Annotated in this window: 23 protein-coding genes and 1 tRNA gene; 13 read left to right on the top strand and 11 right to left on the bottom strand. The window is 61.4% G+C overall.

Features of this window, described 5'->3' with window-relative positions:
• The first annotated feature begins 19 nt into the window (after nucleotides 1-19).
• The 4 genes from N7573_RS05435 to N7573_RS05420 all read left to right on the top strand — a co-directional run bounded on the left by N7573_RS05435 (nucleotide 20) and on the right by N7573_RS05420 (nucleotide 4,998).
• On the top strand, nucleotides 20-1,153 hold the full coding sequence (locus tag N7573_RS05435) for a glycosyltransferase (protein WP_279912077.1): 1,134 nt from the start codon (nucleotides 20-22) through the stop codon (nucleotides 1,151-1,153).
• Nucleotides 1,150-2,328, top strand: coding sequence for a glycosyltransferase family 4 protein (locus N7573_RS05430; RefSeq protein WP_279912078.1), 1,179 nt, complete (start codon nucleotides 1,150-1,152; stop codon nucleotides 2,326-2,328). The genes N7573_RS05435 and N7573_RS05430 overlap by 4 nt, the downstream gene beginning before the upstream one ends.
• A gap of 11 nt (nucleotides 2,329-2,339) precedes the next feature.
• Complete coding sequence (locus tag N7573_RS05425; protein WP_277779050.1) at nucleotides 2,340-3,806, top strand: lipid II flippase MurJ; 1,467 nt, start codon at nucleotides 2,340-2,342, stop codon at nucleotides 3,804-3,806.
• Between the two features lie 409 nt (nucleotides 3,807-4,215).
• Nucleotides 4,216-4,998, top strand: a complete 783-nt coding sequence (locus N7573_RS05420; protein WP_279912079.1) for a glycosyltransferase — start codon at nucleotides 4,216-4,218, stop codon at nucleotides 4,996-4,998.
• 191 nt (nucleotides 4,999-5,189) lie between these two features.
• On the opposite strand, the gene N7573_RS05415 is transcribed toward N7573_RS05420, so the two are convergent.
• The 7 genes from N7573_RS05415 to N7573_RS05385 form a co-directional block, all read right to left on the bottom strand.
• Nucleotides 5,190-6,323 (bottom strand): glycosyltransferase family 4 protein, encoded by a 1,134-nt coding sequence (locus N7573_RS05415; protein WP_279912080.1) that lies wholly within the window; start codon nucleotides 6,321-6,323, stop codon nucleotides 5,190-5,192.
• Between the two features lie 73 nt (nucleotides 6,324-6,396).
• The gene (locus N7573_RS05410) at nucleotides 6,397-8,517 is read right to left on the bottom strand and encodes a YjbH domain-containing protein (protein WP_279912081.1); all 2,121 of its coding nucleotides are present in this window, start codon (nucleotides 8,515-8,517) and stop codon (nucleotides 6,397-6,399) included.
• The gene (locus tag N7573_RS05405) at nucleotides 8,517-9,290 is read right to left on the bottom strand and encodes a capsule biosynthesis GfcC family protein (protein ID WP_279943091.1); all 774 of its coding nucleotides are present in this window, start codon (nucleotides 9,288-9,290) and stop codon (nucleotides 8,517-8,519) included. Before N7573_RS05405 ends, N7573_RS05410 begins: the two co-directional genes overlap by 1 nt.
• A 5-nt stretch (nucleotides 9,291-9,295) precedes the next feature.
• Nucleotides 9,296-9,979: a YjbF family lipoprotein gene (locus N7573_RS05400; protein WP_279912083.1), complete on the bottom strand. Its 684-nt coding sequence runs from the start codon at nucleotides 9,977-9,979 to the stop codon at nucleotides 9,296-9,298.
• A gap of 13 nt (nucleotides 9,980-9,992) precedes the next feature.
• Nucleotides 9,993-11,099: a polysaccharide biosynthesis/export family protein gene (locus N7573_RS05395; protein ID WP_132809992.1), complete on the bottom strand. Its 1,107-nt coding sequence runs from the start codon at nucleotides 11,097-11,099 to the stop codon at nucleotides 9,993-9,995.
• An 88-nt stretch (nucleotides 11,100-11,187) separates the two neighbouring features.
• The gene (locus tag N7573_RS05390) at nucleotides 11,188-11,490 is read right to left on the bottom strand and encodes a hypothetical protein (protein WP_132809993.1); all 303 of its coding nucleotides are present in this window, start codon (nucleotides 11,488-11,490) and stop codon (nucleotides 11,188-11,190) included.
• 109 nt (nucleotides 11,491-11,599) lie between these two features.
• On the bottom strand, nucleotides 11,600-12,190 hold the full coding sequence (locus N7573_RS05385; RefSeq protein ID WP_279912084.1) for a phosphatase PAP2 family protein: 591 nt from the start codon (nucleotides 12,188-12,190) through the stop codon (nucleotides 11,600-11,602).
• A gap of 109 nt (nucleotides 12,191-12,299) precedes the next feature.
• Here N7573_RS05385 and N7573_RS05380 point away from each other — a divergent pair.
• A tRNA-Arg gene (locus N7573_RS05380) sits at nucleotides 12,300-12,376 on the top strand.
• Between the two features lie 36 nt (nucleotides 12,377-12,412).
• Here N7573_RS05380 and N7573_RS05375 read toward each other — a convergent pair.
• Nucleotides 12,413-13,303, bottom strand: coding sequence for a dihydrodipicolinate synthase family protein (locus N7573_RS05375; protein ID WP_279912085.1), 891 nt, complete (start codon nucleotides 13,301-13,303; stop codon nucleotides 12,413-12,415).
• Nucleotides 13,304-13,420: 117 nt separating this feature from the next.
• On the opposite strand from N7573_RS05375, the gene N7573_RS05370 reads away from it, so the two are divergent.
• Complete coding sequence (locus tag N7573_RS05370) at nucleotides 13,421-13,885, top strand: GNAT family N-acetyltransferase (RefSeq protein ID WP_279912086.1); 465 nt, start codon at nucleotides 13,421-13,423, stop codon at nucleotides 13,883-13,885.
• 7 nt (nucleotides 13,886-13,892) lie between these two features.
• Here N7573_RS05370 and N7573_RS05365 read toward each other — a convergent pair whose 3' ends face one another.
• Complete coding sequence (locus N7573_RS05365; RefSeq protein WP_132809997.1) at nucleotides 13,893-14,450, bottom strand: GNAT family N-acetyltransferase; 558 nt, start codon at nucleotides 14,448-14,450, stop codon at nucleotides 13,893-13,895.
• 146 nt (nucleotides 14,451-14,596) lie between these two features.
• Here N7573_RS05365 and N7573_RS05360 point away from each other — a divergent pair, with 146 nt between their 5' ends.
• From N7573_RS05360 to N7573_RS05350, 3 genes are all read left to right on the top strand, one after another.
• The gene (locus tag N7573_RS05360; protein WP_279912087.1) at nucleotides 14,597-15,490 is read left to right on the top strand and encodes a helix-turn-helix domain-containing protein; all 894 of its coding nucleotides are present in this window, start codon (nucleotides 14,597-14,599) and stop codon (nucleotides 15,488-15,490) included.
• 147 nt (nucleotides 15,491-15,637) lie between these two features.
• Nucleotides 15,638-16,255: a hypothetical protein gene (locus N7573_RS05355; protein ID WP_279912088.1), complete on the top strand. Its 618-nt coding sequence runs from the start codon at nucleotides 15,638-15,640 to the stop codon at nucleotides 16,253-16,255.
• Between the two features lie 183 nt (nucleotides 16,256-16,438).
• On the top strand, nucleotides 16,439-17,005 hold the full coding sequence (locus N7573_RS05350; RefSeq protein WP_197655599.1) for a TetR/AcrR family transcriptional regulator: 567 nt from the start codon (nucleotides 16,439-16,441) through the stop codon (nucleotides 17,003-17,005).
• 31 nt (nucleotides 17,006-17,036) lie between these two features.
• Here N7573_RS05350 and N7573_RS05345 read toward each other — a convergent pair whose 3' ends face one another.
• Together N7573_RS05345 and N7573_RS05340 are read right to left on the bottom strand one after the other, a co-directional pair.
• On the bottom strand, nucleotides 17,037-17,396 hold the full coding sequence (locus N7573_RS05345) for a response regulator (protein ID WP_010482617.1): 360 nt from the start codon (nucleotides 17,394-17,396) through the stop codon (nucleotides 17,037-17,039).
• Complete coding sequence (locus N7573_RS05340; RefSeq protein ID WP_279912089.1) at nucleotides 17,386-18,522, bottom strand: PAS domain S-box protein; 1,137 nt, start codon at nucleotides 18,520-18,522, stop codon at nucleotides 17,386-17,388. The genes N7573_RS05345 and N7573_RS05340 overlap by 11 nt, the downstream gene beginning before the upstream one ends.
• Before the next feature lie 178 nt (nucleotides 18,523-18,700).
• On the opposite strand from N7573_RS05340, the gene N7573_RS05335 reads away from it, so the two are divergent.
• The 4 genes from N7573_RS05335 to N7573_RS05320 are packed head-to-tail and all read left to right on the top strand — an operon-like array spanning nucleotide 18,701 to nucleotide 24,337.
• Complete coding sequence (locus N7573_RS05335) at nucleotides 18,701-21,811, top strand: response regulator (protein WP_279912090.1); 3,111 nt, start codon at nucleotides 18,701-18,703, stop codon at nucleotides 21,809-21,811.
• Nucleotides 21,808-22,632, top strand: coding sequence for a CheR family methyltransferase (locus N7573_RS05330; protein ID WP_032127427.1), 825 nt, complete (start codon nucleotides 21,808-21,810; stop codon nucleotides 22,630-22,632). The genes N7573_RS05335 and N7573_RS05330 overlap by 4 nt, the downstream gene beginning before the upstream one ends.
• A complete protein-coding gene (locus N7573_RS05325; protein ID WP_032127501.1) occupies nucleotides 22,632-23,207 on the top strand; it encodes a chemotaxis protein CheB in 576 nt (191 codons plus the stop codon). Before N7573_RS05330 ends, N7573_RS05325 begins: the two co-directional genes overlap by 1 nt.
• On the top strand, nucleotides 23,204-24,337 hold the full coding sequence (locus tag N7573_RS05320) for a hybrid sensor histidine kinase/response regulator (RefSeq protein WP_279912091.1): 1,134 nt from the start codon (nucleotides 23,204-23,206) through the stop codon (nucleotides 24,335-24,337). The genes N7573_RS05325 and N7573_RS05320 overlap by 4 nt, the downstream gene beginning before the upstream one ends.
• Nucleotides 24,338-24,362: the final 25 nt, after the last annotated feature.

The raw sequence follows: 24,362 nt of genomic DNA, 5'->3' as shown, positions 1-24,362 counted from the left end.
AGTTATTAGGAGACGTTTGATGAAAAAGCCTAAATCGTATGCCGTCTTTAGGCATGAGCTCTTCAAACAATCCGAACCATTCATTAGGGAGCAAGCCGACTCCGTCCCTGGCTGGACGCCGTTTTATACTGGCCGCACGCGTTCTGCACATCCGGATGTCAATTCGTTTGCACTCTGGGATGATACGAGAATGGGGGCCTTTTCTAAAGGATGCCAGTCGATTCTCAGGTCCAGTAAGGGATACATTGAGCCACTGCGTGATGCCAGTGTAGAGTTGATTCATGCACACTTCGGCGTGGAGGGGGTCTATGCCGAAGGCTTGGCTAAAGAAATGGACGTTCCCTTAGTGACGACCTTTCATGGCTATGATGTAACGCTCAAACCTTCCGAGCTATTGCGTTCGATGAAGCCGGCATGGATTAACTACGTTCTATTTAAATCTGGTCTAAAACGCAGGGGGAACCTGTTTGTCTGTGTTTCTCGCCATATTGAAAGAATGGTTCTTGAAAGTGGCTTTCCTGAGGGGCGCGTTGTAACGCACTACATGGGGGTGGACGTCGATGCCTTCGCATATAAGCCCGTAGCGGAACGATCGGGAAATTACATTCTCCATGTAGGAAGGCTGGTGGAGAAGAAAGGGTGCATAGACCTCATCAATGCATTTCGCCTGATCCATCGTGGGCATCCTGATATTCGCCTTGTAATTGTTGGTGCGGGACCGATGGAGAGGCGTATAAGGGATCTCGTGGATTCGTCGGGCCTTTCGTCTCATGTGGATTTCCTGGGAGGGGTCCCTAGAGAGCAAGCCCGAAAGCTGATGGAGAATGCATTAATGCTGTGTCAGCCAAGTAGAACGGCGGCAAATGGTGATACTGAAGGTCTTCCGATCGTTCTCATGGAGGCGGCAGCTACAGGCACCCCTATAGTTTCAACTTTTCATGCGGGAATTCCAGAGCTTATAAAGCAGGAAGTGAATGGTCTCTTGGTTGAGGAGGGGAATGTTGGAGCTATAGCTGAGGCTATGCGTCACTACATTATCAGCCCGGCTTTCGCTTCAAGGGTATCTGCTCAAGCTCGCGAGATAGTCGAGGATTCGTTCAATGTGAAAGTGCAGTCGGCTGTATTGGGTCGACTCTATGAGGGGCTTCTGTGAGGCTTCTCATCGTTACTCGTGTTCTGCCTCATCATTCCATTGGTGGAATGCAGGCAGTTGCCTGGGATTTGGCAAGAGAGTTTGCTCGCCTAGGTCACGAGGTGGCTATTATCACTGCGGAGATTAGCGATCGGCCAGATACATTCTGGGACAGTGGTGTAGAAATTCGCGGCATGAAAGGTGTTGCATGGCGGCGATACGGTGCGCGATGGAGGCGAGGACTTCTGGATGCCTGCCCCAGGGAATATCTGCTGTCCTTTGATGCGATTCTCGGCGTCAGTTCAGCCGCCAGTCCCTTCCTCGATTTGGGGCATGATGTTCGGAAACGCATCCATATGCAGGCGCATGGGACATCACTTGGCGAGCTGGTTTCAAAATGGAGATCTCGTCGCGCGATTGAATTGATTAAGTCTCTGAAAAATCTAGTCAATCTAATCAAAGATTTGCGTGATTATCCACGATATGCTTCTGTTGTTGCAATCGGTCAAGCCGTTGTAACTGAATTTGGACGTTTCCCCATTGCACTCGTATTGAGTGGAGAAAGAGGGGCTTGTCTGATTAGCAATGGGGTTTCAGAAGAAACATTTCGGTATGATTCTGAGCGAGCTCTCCGTCTTCGAGAGTCAATGGGCTGGTGTAACTCGAAGGTAGTAGTTACAGCGGCGCGCTTAGACGGGCAGAAGGGGATCTACCAAGCGCTGGATGGCATTGCCGTTGCTTTGAGGGATGATTGTTCTGTTCGGTACCTCATTGTTGGTGATGGACCAGAACGGGTCCGTCTTCAGAGCAAGGTGCGTGAGCTGGGTTTGGAGGACTTTGTGCATTTTGCGGGGGCGGTTTCGCGAGATGAGATGGTGGATTACCTTTCGGCCGCTGACGTAATGCTGTTTACGACAGTTCGGGTCGAGGGTTTGCCAATGAATATTCTCGAGGCATTGGCGTGTGGTCTTCCTTGTATTGTTTCGCGTCATGTCGTCCAGCAAGAGCGGCCGTCGGAAGCTATAGAGGAGGTGGATCCCCACGATCCTGCGAGCGTTGCACGAGCTGTTAAAGTGATTCAACCAAGAATGGATCGTACTAGCTTGCTGCCGGAGCGCTATTCATTGCAGTATGCTGCACTGAGTTATTTGAGTTTGTTTTCTGGTGCCAGTAGATCGAAGGGCGAAGTGCAATGATACGCGCGGCCTTGAAGCTTGCAACAGGCTCTGTCATTGGGAAACTGTCGGGAGTACTTAGGGAGATTTTACTTGCTACAGCTTTTGGAACCGGTGCGGTAGCATCGGCGGCGCGTGCATCCCAAACGGCTACGCTAGTTCCTGTAGAGTTCTTCGCCGCTAACGCGCTGTCAGCGGGATTTCTGCCTTTATACTCTTCCATTGAAAAAGAGGGCAGAGAGAGAGTTATAGGTTTATTCTGGGCAGTTCTTTCTATCATGGTTCCGATCTCCTTTGGCATTCTGTTGATGCTGCTGGTTTTGGCGGAATCCTGGGTTTCTGTAGTGGCTCCGGGGTTCGGTCCGGAGGCCAGGGGCCTAACGATAGAGCTTCTTAAGGTGTCTGCGTTGGGCGTTCCATTTTATGTGGCTGGGAATTTGCTTTCATATCTGGCGATGGCCAATGGTGAGTTCTCGTTGGCTTCGATGCGCGCCACAATACAGAATGTCGGCATGATTCTTGGAATTGCGCTTGCATGGTGCTTCTCGGATTTTTCCTTGATTGCGTGGGCGTTCCTGTGTTCCTATGCACTGTATTCTGCATTGGGTGTTCGGGCTGCTTGTGTTGGGAGCTGGGCCCCTGTCTCAATGCTAAGGCGCGAATACTACTTTGATTCGATGTTTAGATTTCTTCGCGCAATACGACCCTTGCTCCTTCTGCCGGTCGTGCTTCAAGCAGGGGTAGTGGCGGAGCGCGCGATTGCTTCATTGATCTCTGACTCAACCGTGGCTGCGCTTGGGTATGCAAAGTTGATTACTGAGACTGGAGTGCTTCTTCTTGCGATGCCCTTGGGCCTCGCCGGTTTGGCCACAATGGGGTCAATGACGGCAGTTGAGTTCAGGTCAGTGCTTGTGAAGGTTGTTTCAGCACTTCTGATTGTCACGGTTCCGATCTCGTTCATTCTGCTGCTGCACGGAGAGACGCTTGTGCGACTCCTATTTCAGCACGGGGAATTTGGTGAGAATTCAACCGCTTCGACCGTTTCTATTCTTTCATCTATGTCTGTAGGGCTCTGGGCGCAGGTTGTAAGCTACTTTCTGGTTAAGGCCATGAGTGCTCGGATGCGCAACGGTATGGTCGTGGCTTTTACGATGATATCGGTTGCTGTACAAATTCTAATTAGCTTTCTTCTCTACAAGAAGATTGGTGGAGTGGCATTGGGTTGCGCGGCCGCGGCAGCCTCGGTGCTCTTGACTTTTATGTGTTGCTGGAATTTGGGTGTTCTTGGTGATTTCTCGAAATGGCTATTCCCCATGCTCATTATTGGGGGGGGGCACGTGGCAGCAGTTATGACGCTCCCTCATCCAGGTGTTGGGGAGCTTGGTGTTGCTGGAGTATTCTGTGGGTATTGGGTCCTGGCGCTTCTTCTTTGGAGACGGTCGCGCACAGTTGCTTTTGGTTTGATTCGCCGATCGCTGGGGAAGATTTATGACAAATAGGGATGTTATTTTGCTTTCCACGGCGGATTGGGATAATCCATTCTGGACCAATAAGCAGCATGTTGCATGTGAACTGAGTAGGCTTGGATATCGAGTCTTGTATGTTGATTCGGTGGGTCTCCGAAGGCCTTCTGCTTCTGCAAGTGATATGAAACGGATAATTGGAAGGATCCGAAAGGCCTTCGCCTTGCCTAGAAGGGTTAGGGATGGAGTATGGGTTGTTTCGCCCATGCTGCTACCGTTTCATGGAAATAGCGTGGTTGGGAGGGTAAACAGATCCTTGCTCGGATTCTCTTTCGCGGTCTGGAGTCGTATTGTTGGCCTTAAGCCATCCGTCCTCTGGACTTATAATCCAATTACAACGCAGTTGGTGGATTTAGATCGTTTCGCGACGGTGGTATATCACTGCGTGGATGATGTAAAGGCGCAGCCGGGCATGCCGTTTGAGGCAATTGATTCACGTGAAAAAGAGCTGGTACGAGAGTCGGATGTGATATTCGTTACTGCGGAGCCTCTTCTTGAGGGGCGTCGCGATATTAATCCAAATACTATTTACTACCCAAATGTGGCTGACTACGTGCACTTTTCGTCAGCGGGTTCGTCGGGTGTCCAGGTTCCTTCGGACATTGCGACGCTCAAAGGGCCGGTGATTGGATTTGTTGGAGCGATTAGTTCTTATAAAATAGATTTTGAACTAATTGTTGGAATCGCCCGGCGCCGCCCTGACTGGAATATTGTGCTTGTCGGGAAGGTGGGGGAGGGTGATCCTTGGACCTGTGCTGAATTGCTCAGTACCGCTCCCAATGTGCACCTCTTAGGGCCGCGGCCTTATGCTGATTTGCCTGCTTATCTCAAGGGTATGAATGTTGCCATTATGCCCAATATTCTCAATGACTACACTCTTGGCATGTTTCCAATGAAGTTCTTTGAGTATCTTGCTGCTGGCTTGCCCGTTGTAAGTGTGCGCCTTGATTCTCTGAGGGAGTTTGCACATGTGTGTAGATTTGCTTCGGGTGCGGATGAGTTTGTCAGCGAGATTGAGGCAAGCCTTATGGATGTTTCAGTGGCCAAGGAGCGTGGTCAGATTGAGGCAAGGCGTCACACTTATGAGTCACGAACAGTCGCAATGTTGAATGACATTGGGCGCCTATCCAAGCAACGAAAATCAGGGATGTTCGATTTGCAAGCCTGAGGCCGTTTCTCAGATGGTCCCTCTCCTTGGCTGGTGTAGGGGCCTCTAAATAATTATTCTCGGTCTTGAATTTTGGGGCTTACGAGAGGGGCTGAGGCGTCAGATTCATTTTGTACCCTTTGCAGTGCGAGGTCCGCCCGCGATCTCAACTGAAAGGCCCTTTGCTCGAGTGCAGTATTATGCAGCTGCGTTTAATCAATGGCATGATTTTTCTGTCGTTGATGGTTCTGGTGTGCAAGCTGAACTTCTTTCGCCAGCCTATTGCGGAACTCATCAGGACTGAATTTGTTGGCGTGCTTGGAAATCTGGGTGTGATTCCAAGGTGCGCAGCGCAGCTCGAATGATCTGATGGCGTTTTGGATTGACAACGAAGATTGCTCGGAAAAGAAAGATCCTGTTTCTCCTTCTTTGACGCTGTCGAGGATGCCTCCTTTCCCGTAGGCGATCACCGGCGTTCCAAACGCTTGCGCTTCCACCGGCGCAATACCAAAGTCCTCTTCAGCCGCAAATACGAAGGCGCGTGCCTCGGCAAGATGCTTCTCGAGCACTTCCTGGGGCTGGTACCCGAGAACGCTCACGTTGTGCTTGGCGAGCCGCTTCATCTGTTCCAGCATCGGTCCGCTGCCAATAACAACTAGCTTGCGATCAGGCATTTGATTGAACGCTTCGATGATCAGGTCGATGCGCTTGTAGGGCACCAGCCGTGAAGCTGTGACGTAGTAGTCTTGGCGGATAGGGCTGGGGAGAGTCTCCGGGATATCAACTGGTGGGGGGATCACAACAGAATCGCGCCCGTAGACCTTGCGAATACGCCGAGCAATGAACGTCGAGTTGGCGATGAAATGGTCCACACCATTGGCGGTCCGAACGTCCCACATGCGGATATAGGAGAGAATGATCCGTGCGATGGCACTCTTCAGGCCCCGTTCCAGCCCGGATTCGCGCAGATACTGCGGCTGAAGGTCCCAAGCATAGCGAATCGGGGAGTGGCAGTAGCACACATGGACTTGATCTGGGCCAGTGAGCACGCCTTTGGCTACGGCGTAGCTGCTTGATAGAACAAGGTCGAAGCCGCTGAGATCAAACTGCTCGATGGCAAGCGGCATGAGCGGAAGATAACTCCGATAGCTTTTGCGTGCACGTGGCAGTTTCTGGATGAAACTGGTGTGAACCTTGTGGCTGCCAAGGAAAGAGCGATCTTCCTCAGGGAGGAAGTCCACCAGAGTGAATATCTCTGCCTGGGGGTACAGCAGTAGCATCTGCTTCAGTACCTTCTCGGCACCGGCATTGACTGTAAGCCAGTCGTGGATGATTGCTACACGCATGTTGTTCTTCCTTGCAGACTTCGATGTTGCCTGTTCAATTGGGTGGAATCGAGATGGCTCGATTTCCATGGGCTTACTTTGCGATGTTTTCGAGATTGTCGAAGAAGAAGTCCGGGTCCCGCTCCGACGTCAATTGGTAAAGCGAGTAGCTACGACTCAATCGCGCGCCACCGTCTCGATATAGTGGATTCCAGGCGAACGTCGCACGGGCGCGAGTCGAACGAGGCAGGAGGAAGTCGAAGGGGATCGAAATGAAGATGCCCTTGTCGAAACTGCCTTCGCCAAAGTCCTTGGACGAAACGTCGGTCTTGGTGGCGTATGCGCCCATGTTGACGCCATTGTCGAAGGCGCGCGCAACCGAGATTGTGGCGCCCCAGTCCTTCGCCAGGTAGCGGCCGGCGCTGATCATGCTGGTGATCTTGTGCTCATCGCCCCACTGATAATAGAAGCTGGCGTGGCCGGTGGTGGTGCTGTAGTCGCGGAAGCTGAAGCGCTGGTCGAAATCGCGCTGCTTCACCCAGTTCAGTTCGGCACCTAAGGCCCAGCGCTCGTTGAGGGGGCGGTAGAGGATCTCTCCGCCCACACCGCCGTACATGGCCTCGAACAGGCCGGCGTATGCCGAGCCATACAGGTCCTTGCCCAGCTGATGATTGCTGGTGAACTGGAGGTTGGTCAGGGTCAGGTCTTCCGTAGTCAGGTACCTACGGATGTTCGTGCGGACCCGGGGCAGGTTGCTTGGCGCGTCGTAGCGGAAGCGGTTGTAGTTGTTGTACGCGTTGTAGCTGACCGTTCCACTCAGCCAGGTGTTCCGTGTGAAGTGAAGATTGGCCGAGTAGGTGCCTGCGACCTGGAACAGGAAGAAGCCATCCGGTCCACCCAGCTGCTGCTGGTATCCAATATTGAACGCGCCGTCAAAGCGCTGAAGCGGCGCTGTGTACAGGCTCTCGCGGCGCTGCTGCGCAGGCGCTGCCTGCTCGATGTGGCCCGCCAGCTCGCTTAGTGGGATGCGATTGTCGAGGTAGCGGTTGAAGGCGCTGCGCTCAATGCTGCTCTCCACGACAGGGATGCCGAGGCGAGTGTTCTGGATTGTGAACCACGTGGGATCGGAGGGTAGTTCTGCATCAAGGATGCGTGCGGCCCGGCCAATACCCTGAGCCGGGTAGTAGAACCGGCGCTGTTCGCCACTGACGATCACTTCCGAGCCGCGCCGGCTGATGTCCGTGACACGGAGGCCAGCGTTCTCTTCCAGCGTCCGGCTCAGTGCATGCCAATCAATGTCATCCATTGACTGAGTCGGGGGTTCTGCTGAAGCGCGTGCGACTGGCGGCGGGTCGAGCAATTTTGGCGTTGACTTCGCTCGTGCCACATTGCCGCGCAGGGTAATGCCGAGCATGGCTGTGTCGCCCCGTTCCCAGCCAAGATGCAGTTGCACGTTGGGATTCACGGCATAGCTTGCGCCAAGGTTGATCGGGCTCTTCTGAGTCTGATTGTTGTTCTGTGGTTCGCGCTTGTAGTCGTTGCCGTCGTACTCAAGCTTCAGCTGCAGGGGTTCCCAGGGTGTCTGGTAGGCGATGCCACCGAAGATGCCGACGGGACCGCGGAACATGCCCTTGCTGTTGAAGTTGCCGGTGCCCTGCGCGCGTGGGCGCTCTTCAAAGCGGTCGCTGATTACCCGAAGCGGGTTCGAGAAGTCTCCTCGATTGCCGATGTAGCCGGTGGCAAGACCAAGGCTTGCATCGATCGGTCCGAACCGCTTGCTTGCAACCAGGTACTCGCTGGAGAACAGGCCGGTACCACCGATATCGCGGAAGCCTGCGGACACCTCGGGGGCCCATCGGCTTTCCTGCCACAGCCGGACCTTCAGGTCGATGGATTTGTCCTTGTAGTTCTGCTTGCCGCTCAGCCACTCCGGGCCATAGCGTCGATTCGCTACCGAGACATAGCGGAATGCGCCTTCAACCCATGGCAGGGGCTGCATCACCACGTTGTAGCGACTGTAGGGCGAGGTATGGCTTGCGGTGAAGCTCACTTCGCCGTCGTCGGCCATGCGTGCGGTGGGGGTCTGCAGCAGGCCGACGCCGCCCCAATCGCTGGCGGTGGGGGCAGGGGCTGTCTGTGCGTGCAATGCAGCGCTGACGCCCAGGCTGAGAAGGGCAACACTGGCGCGTGCCAGTGGGATGGGGCGATGGCGCATCAGTATGAAACTCCGGGTGCATCCAGCACCTGGGTGGCAAGGAAGCGCACGGCATCCTCGTTGACATCGGGGGCAATGTTGCGGATCTTGGCGGCGCTCAATGGTACGTAGATCACGGCGCCTGGCGCCAAGCGCACTGGAGCGCTCCGGTTCCACAGCGCCACGCCGAGCTGCTGCACCTTGCCGTCGGGTTGGATGACGTAGAGGTCATCAGGGCTCGCCACCGGCAGCAAGGCACACGCGTTGCGGTAGCTTCGTGCGTCGAGTGTGGCTTGATGCTGCAGCTTGCACGGCTGTACGACCGCGCCAACAACCTGCACGGTTTCGGGTCGGCCGGGATAGACGACGCGGTCGCCGGCCAGCGCGGGTCGATTTTCCGCGGCACTCGCTTCCAGGCGGCGCGGATCAAGGAGCTGCGGTTCGCGCCCGGTCACTGGTAGGTCACCGAGCTCGCGCGCCAGCTGTGCGGCCGCGTCGGCAAGCTCCGGAGCATCCTGCTGGGAGGCGAGTGTTCCAAGATCGAAGAGCAGGCCCGCTTTGAGGCGGGTCTGCGGCGTCAGTGCACGTTGCCGAAGAAGGGCGGCGCCCAGCATATAGGCTTCTTCTTCCGGCGCTGCAGCGAGTGCGACTGCGCTGAGGCGGGCATCGGCGGGAAGCGTGTGCATGCCGGGATTGCGAACATGACCGGCCGCTTCGACATTGATCGGCGATGAGGCGTGCGCATGGCAGGCCAGCGCCAGTGCCAGCCCAAGGATGATCGGTCGCAGTGTCATCGGTTCTACAGGTCCTGCGAGTAGGGCTTGAGCTGGACAACTTCAAGGCTGGTGTCGGGTGCGATGGCCTGGATGCTCTTCCAGATGAACCCGTTGGCAGGATCGACCCAGTAGTGGTTGTCGCGCTTCCAGCCGTCGCCCTGAAGCCGCTCCCGCACGTGCAACAGCTCGCGCTCGCTCTCCAGGATCTGGACCTTCTCTTTGCCCAAGGTGACCAGGGTGCCGGTGACGTTCATTCCATACCTGTAATCAGGCATGACGTCATAGCGGCGCTGTATGGTCGTGCCGTCCGCTATCCGGTGCAGGGCATGGAAGGGAGAATCCCCCTCGATGGTCATTCCCTGCAGTTCTGGGGTGCTGCCATGGGTCCCGACGACGATGCCATTCCTGAGGAAGACGATGCTTCGCTCGGAGCTGTACCACGCCTGGCGCCCGGAATCGATGTTGCCAAGTACCAGAATCGCGCCACCCGCGGGTCCAGTGACCTTGATCTGCGGGAATCGATTGGCAGCAACTTCGGCAGCCGTTGGCTCCACATCGGGCTTGCCCTGCAGTGCGATCTGCACCGACTTGACGCTGGTCTTGCCCACAACGCCGCAACTGGTTGCGGTGATGAGTACAAGCAAGGCCAGCGCCACGGGGCGCTGGCGGTTTGCACGTCGGGTGGCAGCCTGAGCGATCCTGCTCACGGTAGAGACCACGTTACTTGTCCAGATCGTTGCGCGCGCTGGCAGCGTTGCTGATGATGGCGGTGAAGGGTAGCAGCTGGTTCACGAACCGGCTCCAGCGGGTCACGCCGGCGGCACCGACAAACACGACATCACCAGGTTGCAGGTCGAACTGGCTGGCCACGGCAAATGCAGCGGGTGACTTCGCTTCCAGGTGGAACACCTGCGACGGAGTGCTCTGCAGGTCATTCGAGCCGCGGATCACGTAGACAGCGTTGCCGTTGGAGGTGGTCTGCAACAGGCCGCGCGCTCGGCCAAGTGCCTGGCTCAGGGAAATCTCGCCGGTCTTGAAGTTCAGTGCACCGGGTTGATTGACTTCACCTACCACGAACACTTCCTTGTGATCCAGGTAAGGCACGTAAATATGATCGCCGGCAGCCAGGAACACATTGGTGTCGCCTCCGCCGTTGCGGCCAAGTCGATCCAGGTCGATGGTGTAGGTGGTGCCGTTGCGGGTGAGGCGTACGCCGGAGAGGTCCGCTTGCGTCGGGTCCAGGCCCGCTTGGCTGATGGCATCGCCCAACGTCAAGGGCACGACCGTGAGCGCAACGGTGGCGGGCTGGCGCGAGGCGCCGGTAACCCACACGCGTTGGCTTGCGTACGTCAGTAGTGATACATCCACCTGTGGCGCCTCGATGTAGCGGGCGAGCTTGGATGTCAGCTCTTCACGCAGCTCTGCAGGTGTCTTGCCCGACGCGCTGATCTTGCCGATGTAGGGATAGAACAGTGTTCCATCCGATTGGACGGGGCGGCCGGCAGCATTCAATTGCTGTTGGGGGCCAGCGGGTACCGTCAGTTCGGGATGATCCCATACGGTGATGTAGAGAATGTCGCCCGCACCGATGCGGTAGGGGCCCGGCTGATACTGGGTCAGGGCGGCGGGCAGTGCCGCGACATCGCGAGTGGCGCGCTCCATGGCGATCAGCTTGGGCGTGATCGGAATCAGTTCGATCTGGTCGTTGCCAATGGGCTGATCATCGCGAGCGAAGGTGCTCGAGCGAAGATGCTGGCCTGGCGCCCACATGCAGCCGGTCAGGGTGAGTGCCACCGTCATTGTGGCTACGAAACGCTTGCAGTCCATCGAAATCTGTTCCTGGCCCGATCGGGCATGAAAAAACCCTCGCCGAACTGACGCCCGGCGAGGGCGGGGTGCTACGTCGGCGTGTCGATCAGCGGGTGGTGCCGGTCGTGCCGGTGGTGCCCGTGGTGCCGGTCGGCGGGTTGGTGGTGCCGCCACCATTGTTGTTGCCCGCGTCATCCTTGCTGCTGTCCGCAGCAACGCTGTACAGCACGCCAGCAGCGGCAACGCCCAGGCCCACGGTGGCGACGGTGGTCAGGGTGCCGGTGGCGGCAGCGCCAGCAGCTTCAGCGCCAGCAACTTCAGCGCTGGTTTCGGCGGCGACAGGAGCTTCCTGAGCGAACACCGGCGAGGACAGGCCCAGCAGGGCCAGGGCGGCAATCATCTTCTTCATCTACGGGGTCTCCTACTCCGTGAGGGAAATTTTTCCACCGCTATGTTGGCTTCTATTCATTTGCCCTGTCAAGGAACGTGAAGGAAATGTGGAGTCGCCTTGGCGATTCTCAGAAGTTTTGGAAGATCTCAGCCCTGCCGGAGATGAACTTCGCCAGTGCGATCACGAGCTGATGGGTATGAAGGTCGGGCAGGGTGAAGGGTAGAATCATCCCCGCGAGTACGGCAGCGACAACAGCCACCGCGGGTGGACGTCCGATGGGTGAGGCCGTGCGCAGCGTCAATGTGCTGCAGCTCAGTCCAAGTGCCAGCCCGGCAATTACTTCCGAGAGGCTGTGCGCATGCAGCGGGATTCGTGACCAGGCAATAGCGGTGGCCAACAGCACGCCGATTACCAGGCCGATCGCCCGTGCGCGCTTGCCGGGGCCGGCAAGCAGTACACCAACGACTGGATAGACGACACTGGACATCGCGGCATGCCCGGAGAAACCGGTGAAGTGCACGCTCTTGATGCCAATCCCCCAGCCCATGAAGGCCAGCTTTGAGGCAAGCGTAACGCCGGCGGTGACGGCGATGGCCAGCAGCCATCGCCATTTCAGGCGTGCGTCTGCGCGGGGCAGGGTGATCAGTAGCACCAGGGCCATCGGCAGCAGCCAGCGGCTGTCGCCGAGGGCGGAGAGAGTTCGCCAGACGTCGGACATCCTGTTCACAACGGGTCGCGGTGGGCCAGCATATCTACTCCGAGGGCTCTGCAGAACGCCCCGCGCTTGGTCCATTCAGCCAGACGAGGTATCCTTCCCCGCTGCCAATGGCCCCGTAGCTCAGCTGGATAGAGCGTCCCCCTCCTAAGGGGAAGGTCGCCCGTTCGAATCGGGCCGGGGTCACCATCTTCCGCAGGCGCATGGCAGCCGTACTCCGGGGCTCTACAACAATCCCAGTCCACCCAGCACCGCCGCGACCTCCTCGCGATCCCCGCCACGCAGCCCCTGCAACGGCAACGGCAGGCAGTTCTCGCTGCACAGTCCCAGCAGGGCCGCCGCGCAGGCCATCACGCGAATCCCGCCGAACCGGTCGTACAGGGACCACAGCGGCGCCAGCCGCGCAGACAGGGCAATAGCACCCTCTTCATCGCCACTCCCCACGGCCCGCATGATCTGCAGCGCTACCTCGGGGAAAAGCCCGGCGGTCACCGAATACCAGCCGTCACACCCCGCCAGCAGCCCTCGCACCGCCGAGGCGTCACCACTGACGCCCAGCGTCACATGTGCGGGAACGCATGCACGGAGTGCAGCAACGCGGGCGGCCGCATCGGCCGGATCATCAGCGAGGCGCGGAATCTTGATCGAAGCGATGTTGGGCAGCGCGGCGATCCGGCCATGCAGTGCATCGGTGAAGCGGAAGTGCGTGGTGCCTGGATTGTCGTAGACGCAGATCGGTGTACGCACCGCCCTACAAATGGTCTCAAACAGTGCTTGCACCTCATGGTCCTTCAGGGACTGGTAAGACACGGGGGCGAGCAGCAGGCCTGCAGCACCTGCATCCTCGGCGTCCAGGGCCAGTTCCAGCACATCGCGAGTACGCAATGCACCGATGCCGGCGATCACCGGAACACCCCCGGCGTGCGCGAGTGCTTCGCGCAGCACGCGCTTGCGCTCGTGCTTCTCCAGATAGGCGTAGCTGCCAGTGGAGCCAAGCACGCCCATCGAATCAACATCGGAATCCGCCAGGCGCTCGACCAGTCCGGCAAACGCACGAAAGTCGATGCCGGCTTCAGAGAGCGGGGTCAGTGGAAACGCGCTGAGGCCTTTGAACATGGGATCTCCCGAAGGGGGAATGGGCTGGACACCTGGAATTGTTTATTGTCCTATGACAAAACTCAAGTGTCGCCATGCAGCGTGTCTAACCGCCACGAATGACGCACCATGCGGGTCATGAAACCAAGCCTCAGCGCCGTCCAGCCTTCCCACTACGCCACCATTGCCGATTGGCTTGATTCCGCCGAGGCCACCCAGCGCTGGGCGGGCCCCGGCGTGCCGTTTCCCTTGCCGCAGGAACGGTTCGCGCAGGTGCTCGAACTCGGGCTGCGGCCGGGCTGGGCGCTGCTTGACGAGCAGGGCCAGTGCCTGGGCTTTGGCCAGTACTGGATGACCGACGCCGGTACCGCGCACCTGGGCCGCATCATTGTTTCCCCGCTGGCACGCGGGCGCGGCCTTGGCCGGCTGCTCATGCAGGCCTTGAGTGCACAGGCCATGCGCGAAGCCGGTGTGCAGCGCCTCACGTTGCGCGTCTATCGTGACAACGCAGCTGCCGTGGCCCTGTATCGCGACCTCGGCTTCCAGCAGGTTGATGCGTCCTCGACGCCGGAACTTCTGTTCATGCAGCGCACGTCGGCCTGAACTTCGCTCATGCTGGCAAGGTGGCCTGCAGGGCAAACCATTGCTCGCGGGTGATGCGGCTGATGTGCTCGGTGCGGTAGTCGCCGAGGAAGCTGTTGAACTTGTTCACCTCGGTATGGTGATGCTGGAAACCGCATTTGCTCTGTGCGCTGAGCGATTGCAGGTTGTCAGCGAAGTAGCCGCACCACAGTGCGTCCAGTTCCAGCTGCATGAAGGCGTGCCGCATCACTTCGCGCACCGCTTCGGGCACCAGTCCGCGGCCCCAGTACGGAACGCCGATCCAGTAGGCGATCTCACCCTCTCGATCGCTGATCTCGAAGTTGCTGTCGGTGCCGATCAGGATGCCGACACAGCCGATCGCGTGGCCGTCCTCGCGGCTCTGCAGCGCGTAGACCTCTGGCCGGTTGAAGACGGTGCGGATGATTTCGGTACTTTCCTCAACGCTGGTGTGCACCGGCCAGCCGGCGATGGGGCCCACGCGCGGGTCGCGGGCGTACTCGTACAGATCGGCAGCGTCGGTGTCGCGCCAGGGGCGAAGGATCAAGCGTTCGGTGTGCAGCTGCATGTCAATTCCACGGGAACAAAGAGAGTGCACAGGCTAGGTCGCCAGGCGCGATCGGCCCAGGGCGGGACCTTGATGGTTTCGGTACTTTTCACAACGGGTGGTCGAGCCCGGGTATGCTGGGGCCCGGAATACAGCCGGATCGGCCGATGGATCGCGTACCCCAGCTCCTGGACCAGGACGAATCCATGCGCCTGGAGGTCAGTACGCTGGCCGAAGGGCAGGGCGTCCCGCTGTCGTTCGGCCACGCTTATCTGGCGGTGCTGGTATGCGTATCGGGGCGCGCGCGCTTTGCACTGAACTTCCGCGAGGTAGCGGTGCAGCGGCACGATGTGCTGGTGCTGGCAGAGGACACGCTGGCGCTGCTGCGGCAGCGCTCACGCGGCTTTCTGGCGGTGGTCTGCCTGATGCCCAAGGCGCTGGCATCGGAGGTGGCCTATGTGCTTCCCAATGCACTGTTCAAGTTCCTGCACGATCAGCCCCACTGCGTGCCGTCGCCGCTGGACGTGCCGCTGCTGCAGGGCTGGCTGCAGCAGTTGATGGATGCGCAGCACAATGGCGGCCGCTATCGTCACGTGATGCTGCGCAACCTGCTGCAGACGTTCTTCCTCAAATTCGCAACGCTGTTGCCGGCGCGCAGTGTGGCCGTGGCGCAGGTCAGCCGACGCGAGCGCTTGGCCTGGAATTTCTGGGAACTGGTCGGTGAGCGCAGCACGCGCCAGCGCGACGTGCAGTCCTATGCCGACGCGCTGTGCATCACCCCGTTCTATCTTTCGCAGCTGACCCGCGAGTGCTTCGACGAAACGCCAAAGGCGTTGATTGATCGCCAGGTGGTGCTGGAAATCAAGGCGCTGCTGACCTACAGCGAATTGCCGATCGGTCGTATCGCCGAGCGACTGGGCTTCGAGGATGCGTCCTACCTGTGCCGCTACTTCCGGCGGCACACGGGGCAGTCGCTGACCGGCTATCGCCGGGCAGGGCAGGGCGGTACTAGTGCGACACGAACAAGGGCGCCGGTACTTCGGCCAGCAGATCCTCGGTGACCCCGCCGAGCACACGCTCGACCACCCGGCTGCGGCTGTAGGGCCCAGCACCAGCAGGTCGGCGTCGGCATCGAGCACGTGCTGGCGGATGGTCGCGGCAACGCCGCCCTGGCTTGAACTGATCGCCTGGATCTCTACTTCGACGCCGTGCCGCGCCAGGTGCTGGGCCATCTCGGCGCCAGGTGTGGCCTCGGCCTTGGGCGTGTCGACCATCAGCAGGTGCACCGCTTTCGCACGTGCCAGCAGCGGCAACGCATCGGCTACCGCACGACGTGCCTGCTTGCTGGCATTCCAGGCCACCACGATGCGATGGCCGACCTGGTCGCCATGCCAATGCGGTGGCACCAGCAGCATCGGCACGCCGGTCTGGCGCAGCGTTCCCAGCGGGTGCCAGCCAGAAGGGGCGCCGGGAGTACGCGGATAGCCGGCGATGATCAGGTCGCAGTACAGCGACTGCAGGGCCAGGTCGGCGCCGCCCAGGTAGTCCGAGACGATGCGCAGTTCGGTGCTGATCTGCAGCGGCTCGGACACGGCACGCAGGTTCTGCATCAGCTGCGCGGTGCAGGCGGCATCCGCGCGCGCCTCGTGGTCGAGTGCGGCGGCGATGCCGGCACCGCGTGCGAAACCGTTGGCGATGTCGGTGGGATGCTGGGCAGTGGAGACCGCGACCAGATGGGCCTGCTGTGCCTGCGCCAGATGGGCGGCGATGTTGAGAACGCGGTCCCCGGTGTCGCTGGCGTCGAACAGCACAGCGATATCGCGTAGTGGATGCAGCATGGCGTTGTCTCCTTCGATGCCTGTGACGCGCTCCCTGCCGTGCACCGACCCGGGTGCACCGGACGCATCTCTGTTTTAGCGCATCGGTGATCCGAATGAATCATCTTTGATTCAGTTTATTAATTGGTGATTCATGCTAGCGTGAGGGCGAACCCACACCTCAGCGCTTTCATGCGACCTGCTGCAGCAAGCACCCGCCGCGACCTGCCCCACGCGCTGGCGGCCACCCTGGTCAGCCATCCACGCTGCACCCTCAGCGAACTCGCGCGCGGGGCCGGTATCAGCCGCGCGACCCTGTACCGGTTTGCGCCCACCCGGGAGGCGATCGACGAGGCACTGTTCGCGGCCGGCTTCGAGCGCGTGGAAGCGGCGGCGGTCTGGTTCGATGAGGGCGGTGATGCGCGCCACGTGCTGGAGCAGGTCACCGCCACGCTGCTGGCGGACTGGGAGCTGGTAACGCTGCTGTTCGCGCGGATGATGGAAGAGCAGCAGCGCCAGGGTGACCTGCATCTGCTGCCGGAGCGCTGGGCGCCGATCGGCGAGCGCTTCGAGGCCTTCTTCCTGCGTGGTCAGGCGGCCGGAGAGTTCAATGTTGGTTTCACCGCAGTGTGGCTCGCGGACTTCTACTGGACCTGCTTCTACGGCATCACCTGGTCACTGGCGCGCGGTCGGCTGGCGCCGGCAGCGGCAGCCTCTACGCTGCTGGCTTCGTTCCAGCGGGGGGCGATGACGGGTTGACCGCAGGGCCCTGCTGCCGGGGCACCGTGCCTTACGCCTGCTTCAACAACTGCACCAGCTGGCGCAGGCGGTACGGCTTGGGCAGGAACTCGACCTGCTCGGGCAGTGGAGGCAGCTGCGAGCGGGCGTAGCCGGACGACAGGATCATCCGTGCCTGCGGCTGCTCGCGTGCCACGTGCTCGCTCAGTTCGATGCCGGACATGCCGTTGGGCATGCTGACGTCACTGAACACCACGTCGAAACGCGCTTCGCCCTTCAGCAGGGCGGCGGCCTCATGCGCATCGGCGGTCGTGGCCACGTCGATGCCGAGGTCGCGCAGGGCCAGGCCGATCATTTCACGCAGATCGGTCTGGTCTTCCACCATCAATACGCGGATCGGGTCATCGGTCATCGGCAGGGTCCTCCATTGCGGGGAGCAGCAGGCTGACCGTGGTGCCGACACCGGGCGTGGTGGACACGTCGACGAAGCCGCCGCTCTGGGTAGTGAATCCGAACACCTGGCTCAGGCCCAGGCCGCTGCCTTTGCCGATGTCCTTGGTGGTGAAGAACGGCTCGGTCGCCCGTTCGGCGATGTCGGCCGCCATCCCGTGGCCCTCATCGCAGACGCTGAGGGTGACATAGCCACGTTGCAGCGTGGAGTCCGCATCCGGATCGAGGCGATGTTCCAGCGCAGTGCCGATCAGGATGCGGCCGCCTTCAAGGGTAGCATCCGCGGCATTGGCGACCAGATTGGCCAGCGCCGTCTGCAGCTGCAGCGCATCGGTGTTGATCGAAGGCAGGCCGGGCGCCAGCTGGGCATCCAGCACCACCGTGGGCGGGCAGGCGCGTTGCAGGTCCGGCAGCCACTGCCGTATCAGCGCATTGATATCCAGTGGTTCGCGGATCAGGGTCTGGCCGGTGCTGAAGGCCAGCAGCTGGCGGGTCAGCAGCGCACCACGATCGGTCGCAGTCTGCGCCGCATCAAGCAGCTCGGCGGCGCGTGCATCGTCACCGTTCACGCGCAGGGACAGCAGGTCCAGGGCGTTGCCGATGGTGGTCAACAGATTGTTGAACTCGTGCGACAGCCCGCGGCTGAGGCGGCCGACGGTCTCGAACTGTTGGGTATTGCGCAGCGCACGCTGGGCATCACGCAGCAGCCGCTGTGCCTGCCACTGCTCGGTGATGTCGCGGGTGATCTTGACGAAGCCGAGCAGCTCGCCTGCTTCGACGACCGGCTCGATGACCACGCTGGCACGGAAAGACGAGCCATCGCGGCGCACCCGCCAGCCTTCACTGGCGACGTGACCGTGCTGCGCTGCGAGGCGGAGCAGGCGCTGCGGTTCCCCGGCTTCGCGATCGGCAGCCAGATAGAAACGGCCAAAGTGCGTGCCGACCACTTCACCGGCTGAATAGCCCTTGATGCGCTCCGCGCCCGGGTTCCAGCTGCAGACGATGCCATCAGGATCAAGCAGGTACAGCGCATGGTCGCGCACGCTGTCGATCAGCAGTCGCAGTTGGCGGGAAGGGTCCGTCAGCACGGACGTCGTAGAAGCAGCTGCGTCCACGTGGAAATGAGCATTACCCCTGGGAGGGACGTGAAGCTAGGCAGTGCAGTGTGAAGAGTGCGTGCAGGCGCGGCACGTGCCAATGGTCCTGTGCGGCTGAATACGACACGGAGTACCATCACCCACCCTTTGTGCTCTGGAACCGACCTGCATGCGTCCTGGTGCGACTACGCGTGACCGCTGGATCTGGATGACCTCCGCCGTACTGCTGGCAGCGACCATTGCGTTGGAACTGGTGGTTCCGCTGGGCTACGCCGTCTGGCTGGCGTACTTCCTCGCTGTCGGCGTCACGCTGTTCCAGCGCAGTGCACGCGCGCCGTTCATCGTGGCCGTCGTCGCCTGCATCCTGTTGATCATCGGCTACAACGTTGCCCCGGCCAGCTCCAACTCGGCGTTCTCGTTCGTCAACCGCAGCATTGGCGGGTGTGCGTTCCTGATGATCGCGCTGATCGTCTCCCGCGCCATCCAGGCGCGGCGCGACGCGATGCGTGCGCTCTGGCTGCAGGAGGCCGAGAACGCGGTGGCGATGAGCCTGCGCGGTGACCTGGGTCCGGAGCAGATCGCCGAGGCGGCGGCAACCAGCCTGGGGGCCAAGCTGCAGGCCGACGTCGCCGCCGTCTACCGCCTGGAAGGCGGGCGACTGCAGCTGACCGGTGGGCTGGCGTTGCCGTCCGGCATGCCGGCGTCGCTGGCATTGCAGGAGGGCGTGGCCGGGCAGGTGGCGCGCGACGAACGCATCCGCCACCTGCATGGGGGTGACGATGCGGTGCTTGAGCTGCAGACCAGCCTGGGGCGGTTGCCGGTGCGCGAGCGCATCCTGGCGCCGATCAGCAGCGATGGCGCGGTGGTGGGCATCATTGAACTGGGACGCACCCGCGCCGGCGAACAGGATCGACTCGATGTCGAGCTGCTGGAGCGCTGTGCCGAGACCATCGGAATGGCGCTGCGTGCATCGCTGCTGCGCGCACAACTGGTGGTACTGCTGGAGGAATCGCAGCGCCAGGGTGAGGAGCTGCAGGCCCAGCAGGAAGAGCTGCGCGTGGCCAATGAGGAGCTGGAAGAGCAGAGCCGCAGCCTGCAGCACTCGCAGACCCATCTGGAAGAGCAGCAGGCCGAGCTGGAACAGAGCAACGTCCAGCTGGAGGAGCGCACCCACGAGCTGGAGGCGCAGAAGCAGGCGCTGCTGGTCGCGCAGAGCCAGCTGGTGCGCAACAGCAACGAACTGGCCGCCACCTCGCGCTACAAGTCCGAGTTCCTGGCCAACATGTCGCATGAACTGCGCACGCCGCTGAACAGCTCGCTGATCCTGGCCAAGCTGCTGGCCGACAACAAGGACGGCACGCTCACCGAAGAACAGGTGAAGTATGCGCGCGCGATCCTGTCGTCCAACAACGATCTGCTGGCGCTGATCAACGACATCCTGGACCTTTCGCGCATCGAGGCCGGCCACGTCGAGCTGGCCGATGAAGTGGTGGTGACGGGCAGCGTACTGCAGCGCCTGCGCGAGACCTTCGAGCCGATGGCGCGGCAGAAGGGCCTGGCCCTGCAGATCGAGGCCGATGCGCTGGCCCCCAGCCAGCTGGTGGTCGACAGCCAGCGCCTGCAGCAGATCCTGAAGAACCTGCTGGCCAATGCGGTGAAGTTCACCGAGCATGGCAAGGTCAGCCTGCACGTGCGTGCGGGCGGTCATGGACGCATCCGTTTCGAGGTCTGCGACAGCGGTATCGGCATTGCCCGCGAGCAGCTGCAGGTCATCTTCGAAGCCTTCCGCCAGGCCGATGGCAGCACCCGCCGCCGCTACGGTGGCACCGGCCTGGGCCTGTCGATCTCGCGCGATCTGGCCGAGCGCATGGGTGGCAGCATCCAGGTCGACAGTGAACCGGGTCGCGGCAGCTGCTTCATCCTGGAACTGCCGTTGCAGGGCGCGCCGGTTTCGGAACCGGGCGAAGTGCCTGCCGCCGCCTCAATAGCGCCTGCGCCGCAGCCTGCGCCGCCGATCGCTGCGCGCACCGCTGTCGCACCGACCGTTGCATCCGTGGCGCCCGTCACCGCCAGCGTGGCCGATGACCGCGGCCGTCGCCAACGCGCCGGCCGCTTGATCCTGGCCGTCGAGGACGACGCCACGTTCGCCGAAGCGCTTGTGGCCCTGGCCCATGAACTGGACTTCGACTGTGTGGTGGCTGGGACCGCCGAAGAGGCGCTGACCCTGGCCAGCGAACTGCGCCCCAACGGCATCCTGCTCGATATCGGCCTGCCGGACGTGTCCGGCCTGAGCGTGCTGGAGCGCCTGAAGCGCAACCCCGATACCCGGCATATCCCGGTGCACGTGGTTTCGGCGATGGACCGCAGCCAGGTGGCGCGCGAGCTGGGTGCGATTGGTTTCGCGATCAAGCCGACCACGCGCGAGCGGCTGGTGACGGCCATCGAACAGCTGGAACAGACCAGCCAGCGCGACGTGCGGCGCCTGCTGATCGTCGAGGACGACAGCGAGCTGCGCCACAACCTGGAACTGTTGCTGGGCCGTGATCAGCTGCAGATCGTTGCAGTGGGAACGCTGGCCGGCGCGCTGGAGCAACTCAGCACGGTCACCTTCGACTGCATGGTGATGGACCTGTCGCTGCCCGACGGCAGCGGCTACGACCTGCTCGAGCACATGGCCGGCAACGATGATGTCGGCTTCCCGCCGGTGATCGTCTATACCGGTCGCGCGCTCGGCCGCGAGGAAGAGCAGCGCCTGCGCCGCTATTCGAAGAGCATCATCATCAAGGGCGCGCGTTCGCCCGAACGGCTGCTGGATGAGGTGACCCTGTTCCTGCACAGCGTGGAAGCCAGCCTGCCCACCGACCAGCAGCGCCTGCTGCGCGAGGCCCGCCGTCGCGACACCGTGCTCGATGGCCGTACTGTTTTGCTGGCCGAGGATGACGTACGCAACATCTTCGCGCTATCCAGCGTGCTTGAGCCGCTGGGCGTGACGCTGGAGATCGCGCGCAACGGCCAGGAAGCGGTGGATCGCCTGGCTGAGCGCGAGGTCGACCTGGTGCTGATGGACATCATGATGCCGGAGAAGGACGGCCTGGCCGCGATGCGCGAGATCCGCGCGCAACGTCACCTGCAGGACCTGCCGATCATCGCGCTGACCGCCAAGGCCATGCCCGATGACCGCGAGCGTTGCCTGCAGGCCGGTGCCAACGACTACATCGCCAAGCCCATCGACGTCGACAAGCTGGTCTCGCTGTGCCGGGTCTGGTGCTCGCGGCAATGAACGAACAGGCGTTGTTCGACCTGGAACTGAAGGTCCTGCTGGAGGCGCTGTACCAGCGCTACCACTACGATTTCCGCAGCTATGCGGTGTCGTCGCTGCGCCGGCGCATGCGCCAGGCGATGCAGCGCTATGAGTGCGAACGGCTGGTCGACCTGCAGTACCGGCTGCTGCACGAGCCGGAGCTGTTCGCCCAGGCCATGCAGTTCTTCACCGTGCAGGTCTCGGAGATGTTCCGTGATCCAGCGTATTTCCGTGAACTGCGCGAGCAGGTGGTGCCGGTGCTGCGCACCTATCCCTCGGTGAAGCTGTGGGTGGCCGGTTGCAGCACCGGTGAGGAGGTGTGGTCGCTGGCGATCCTCCTGCATGAGGAAGGCCTGCTTGATCGCAGCATCGTCTATGCCACCGACATCAATCCGGCCGCGTTGGCCACCGCCGAGGCGGGCGCGTATGGCATCGACCGGATGGCCCAGTTCAGCCGCAACTACCTGGCTGCCGGTGGCACGGCGTCGTTGTCCGACTACTACGCCACGGCCTACGATGGCGCGGTGTTCGACCGCCAGCTGCGCCGCAACGTGGTCTTCGCCGACCACAGCCTCGCCACCGATACCGTGTTCTCCGAAGTGCACCTGGTGTCGTGCCGCAACGTGCTGATCTATTTCAACCGCGACCTGCAGGACCGCGCTGTTGGCCTGTTCCGCGAAGCGCTGGTGCACCGGGGCTTCCTCGGTCTTGGCAGCAAGGAATCGCTGCAGTTCGGGTGCCACCATGACGCCTTCGAGGTCTGTTCGCGCGAGCACCGCCTGTACCGGAAGGTGGCCTGATGGCGCTGCCGGCGCGTCCTGCCGTGCTGGTGATCGGCGCGTCTGCCGGTGGCGTAGCGGCCCTGCAGGCGGTACTCGGTGCGCTCCCGGCGACGCTGCAGGTGCCGGTACTGGCCGTGCTGCACCTGCCGCGTGATCGCACCAGCCGCATCGCCGAGGTGCTGGCGCCGTACTGCGCGCTGCCGGTGCGCGAAGCCGAAGACAAGCAGCCGTTGCAGCTGGGCACGGTGACGTTCGCGCCGCCGGATTACCACCTGCTGGTGGAGGACGAGGGGGCAGTGGCGTTGTCGGTGGATGCGCCGGTGCTGTTCTCCCGTCCGGCCATCGATCCGCTGTTCGACTCCGCTGCTGCGGTGTTCGGCAGGCGGGTATTGGCCCTGCTGCTGACCGGTGCCAGCAGTGATGGAAGCGAGGGCGTTGCCGCCGTGCGCCGTGCCGGTGGCCGTGCCTGGCTGCAATGTCCCGAGGAAGCCGAGGCGTCGATGATGCCGGCCTCCGCCCTGCAGTACGCCGGCGCCGATGCCGTGCTGCCCCTTGAACTGATGTGTCGTCGCCTGAAGGAGTTGTTTGCATGAACCTGCTGCCACCGGACCCTGCGCAGTCGCAGTCCCCGGTCAACCTGCTGATCGTCGATGACGTACCGCAGAACCTGGTGGCCATGCAGGCGCTGCTGCAGCGCGAGGGCGTGAATCTGCTGCTGGCCGGCTCCGGCGCGCAGGCGTTGGAGCTGCTGCTCGAGCACGAGGTGGCACTGGCCCTGCTGGACGTGCACATGCCGGAGATCGATGGCTTCACCCTGGCCGAACTGATGCGCGGTTCGCATCGCAGCCGCGACGTGCCGATCATCTTCCTGACCGCCTCCCCGGATGATCCCCTGCGCGTGTTCAAGGGCTACGAGAGCGGTGCGGTCGATTTCCTGCACAAGCCGGTGGCGCCGCAGGTGATCCTGAGCAAGGTCAACGTCTTCATTGAGCTGTACCAGCAGCGGCAGCTGCTGAAGGCGCGCAACGAGGCGCTGGAACGCGCGCTCAAGCTCAACGAAACAATGGCGGCGGTGCTGACCCACGATCTGCGCACGCCGCTGTCGGCGATCCTGCTGTGCAGTGACAAGCTGGCGCTGGAGATCCCGCAGGACAATGCGGGCGCGCAGCAGACCCTGCAGTACCTGGAGGCAAGCACTCTGCGCATGGCACGCATGGTCGAACAGCTGCTGGACTTCTCGCGGATCCGCAGCGGTGGCCTGCGTCTGCAGGCCAGTGCCTGCGATCTGGCCGACGTGACCCGCGCGGTGGTGGCCGAAGCGGGCAGCGCGCATGGCGCGGACCGGATCCATCTGGACATGCACGGCGATACGCGGCTGCAGGGCGATCTGGACCGTCTCGGCCAGGTTGCCGCCAATCTGGTCGGCAACGCGCTCACCCATGGCAGCGAGGCGAGGGTGGAGGTGGACGGGCGCGATCCGCGCAACGTGCTGCTGCGGGTCAGCAATGCCGGCCGGATCGACGACGCGCTGCTGCCGCGGCTGTTCGAACCGTTCAAGGCCAGCTTCCACCAGAGCAAGGGCCTGGGGCTGGGCCTGTATATCGTCGATCAGTTCGTGCGCGCGCACGGAGGGCGCATCGCAGCGCGCAACGAGGCCGGGCAGGTGGTGTTCGAAGCCCTGCTGCCGAGACGCGCAGAAGGGTTGCCTGCAGCGGCAAACTGAATTCTTCAGGAAACATCCACGTGCA

The sequence above is a fragment of the Stenotrophomonas sp. GD04054 genome (assembly GCF_029836955.1).
In the GTDB taxonomy this organism is placed as follows: Bacteria; Pseudomonadota; Gammaproteobacteria; order Xanthomonadales; family Xanthomonadaceae; genus Stenotrophomonas; species Stenotrophomonas maltophilia_A.
Note: the sequence above shows the minus strand (reverse complement) of the source record. Positions and strands in the feature narration are given on the sequence as shown.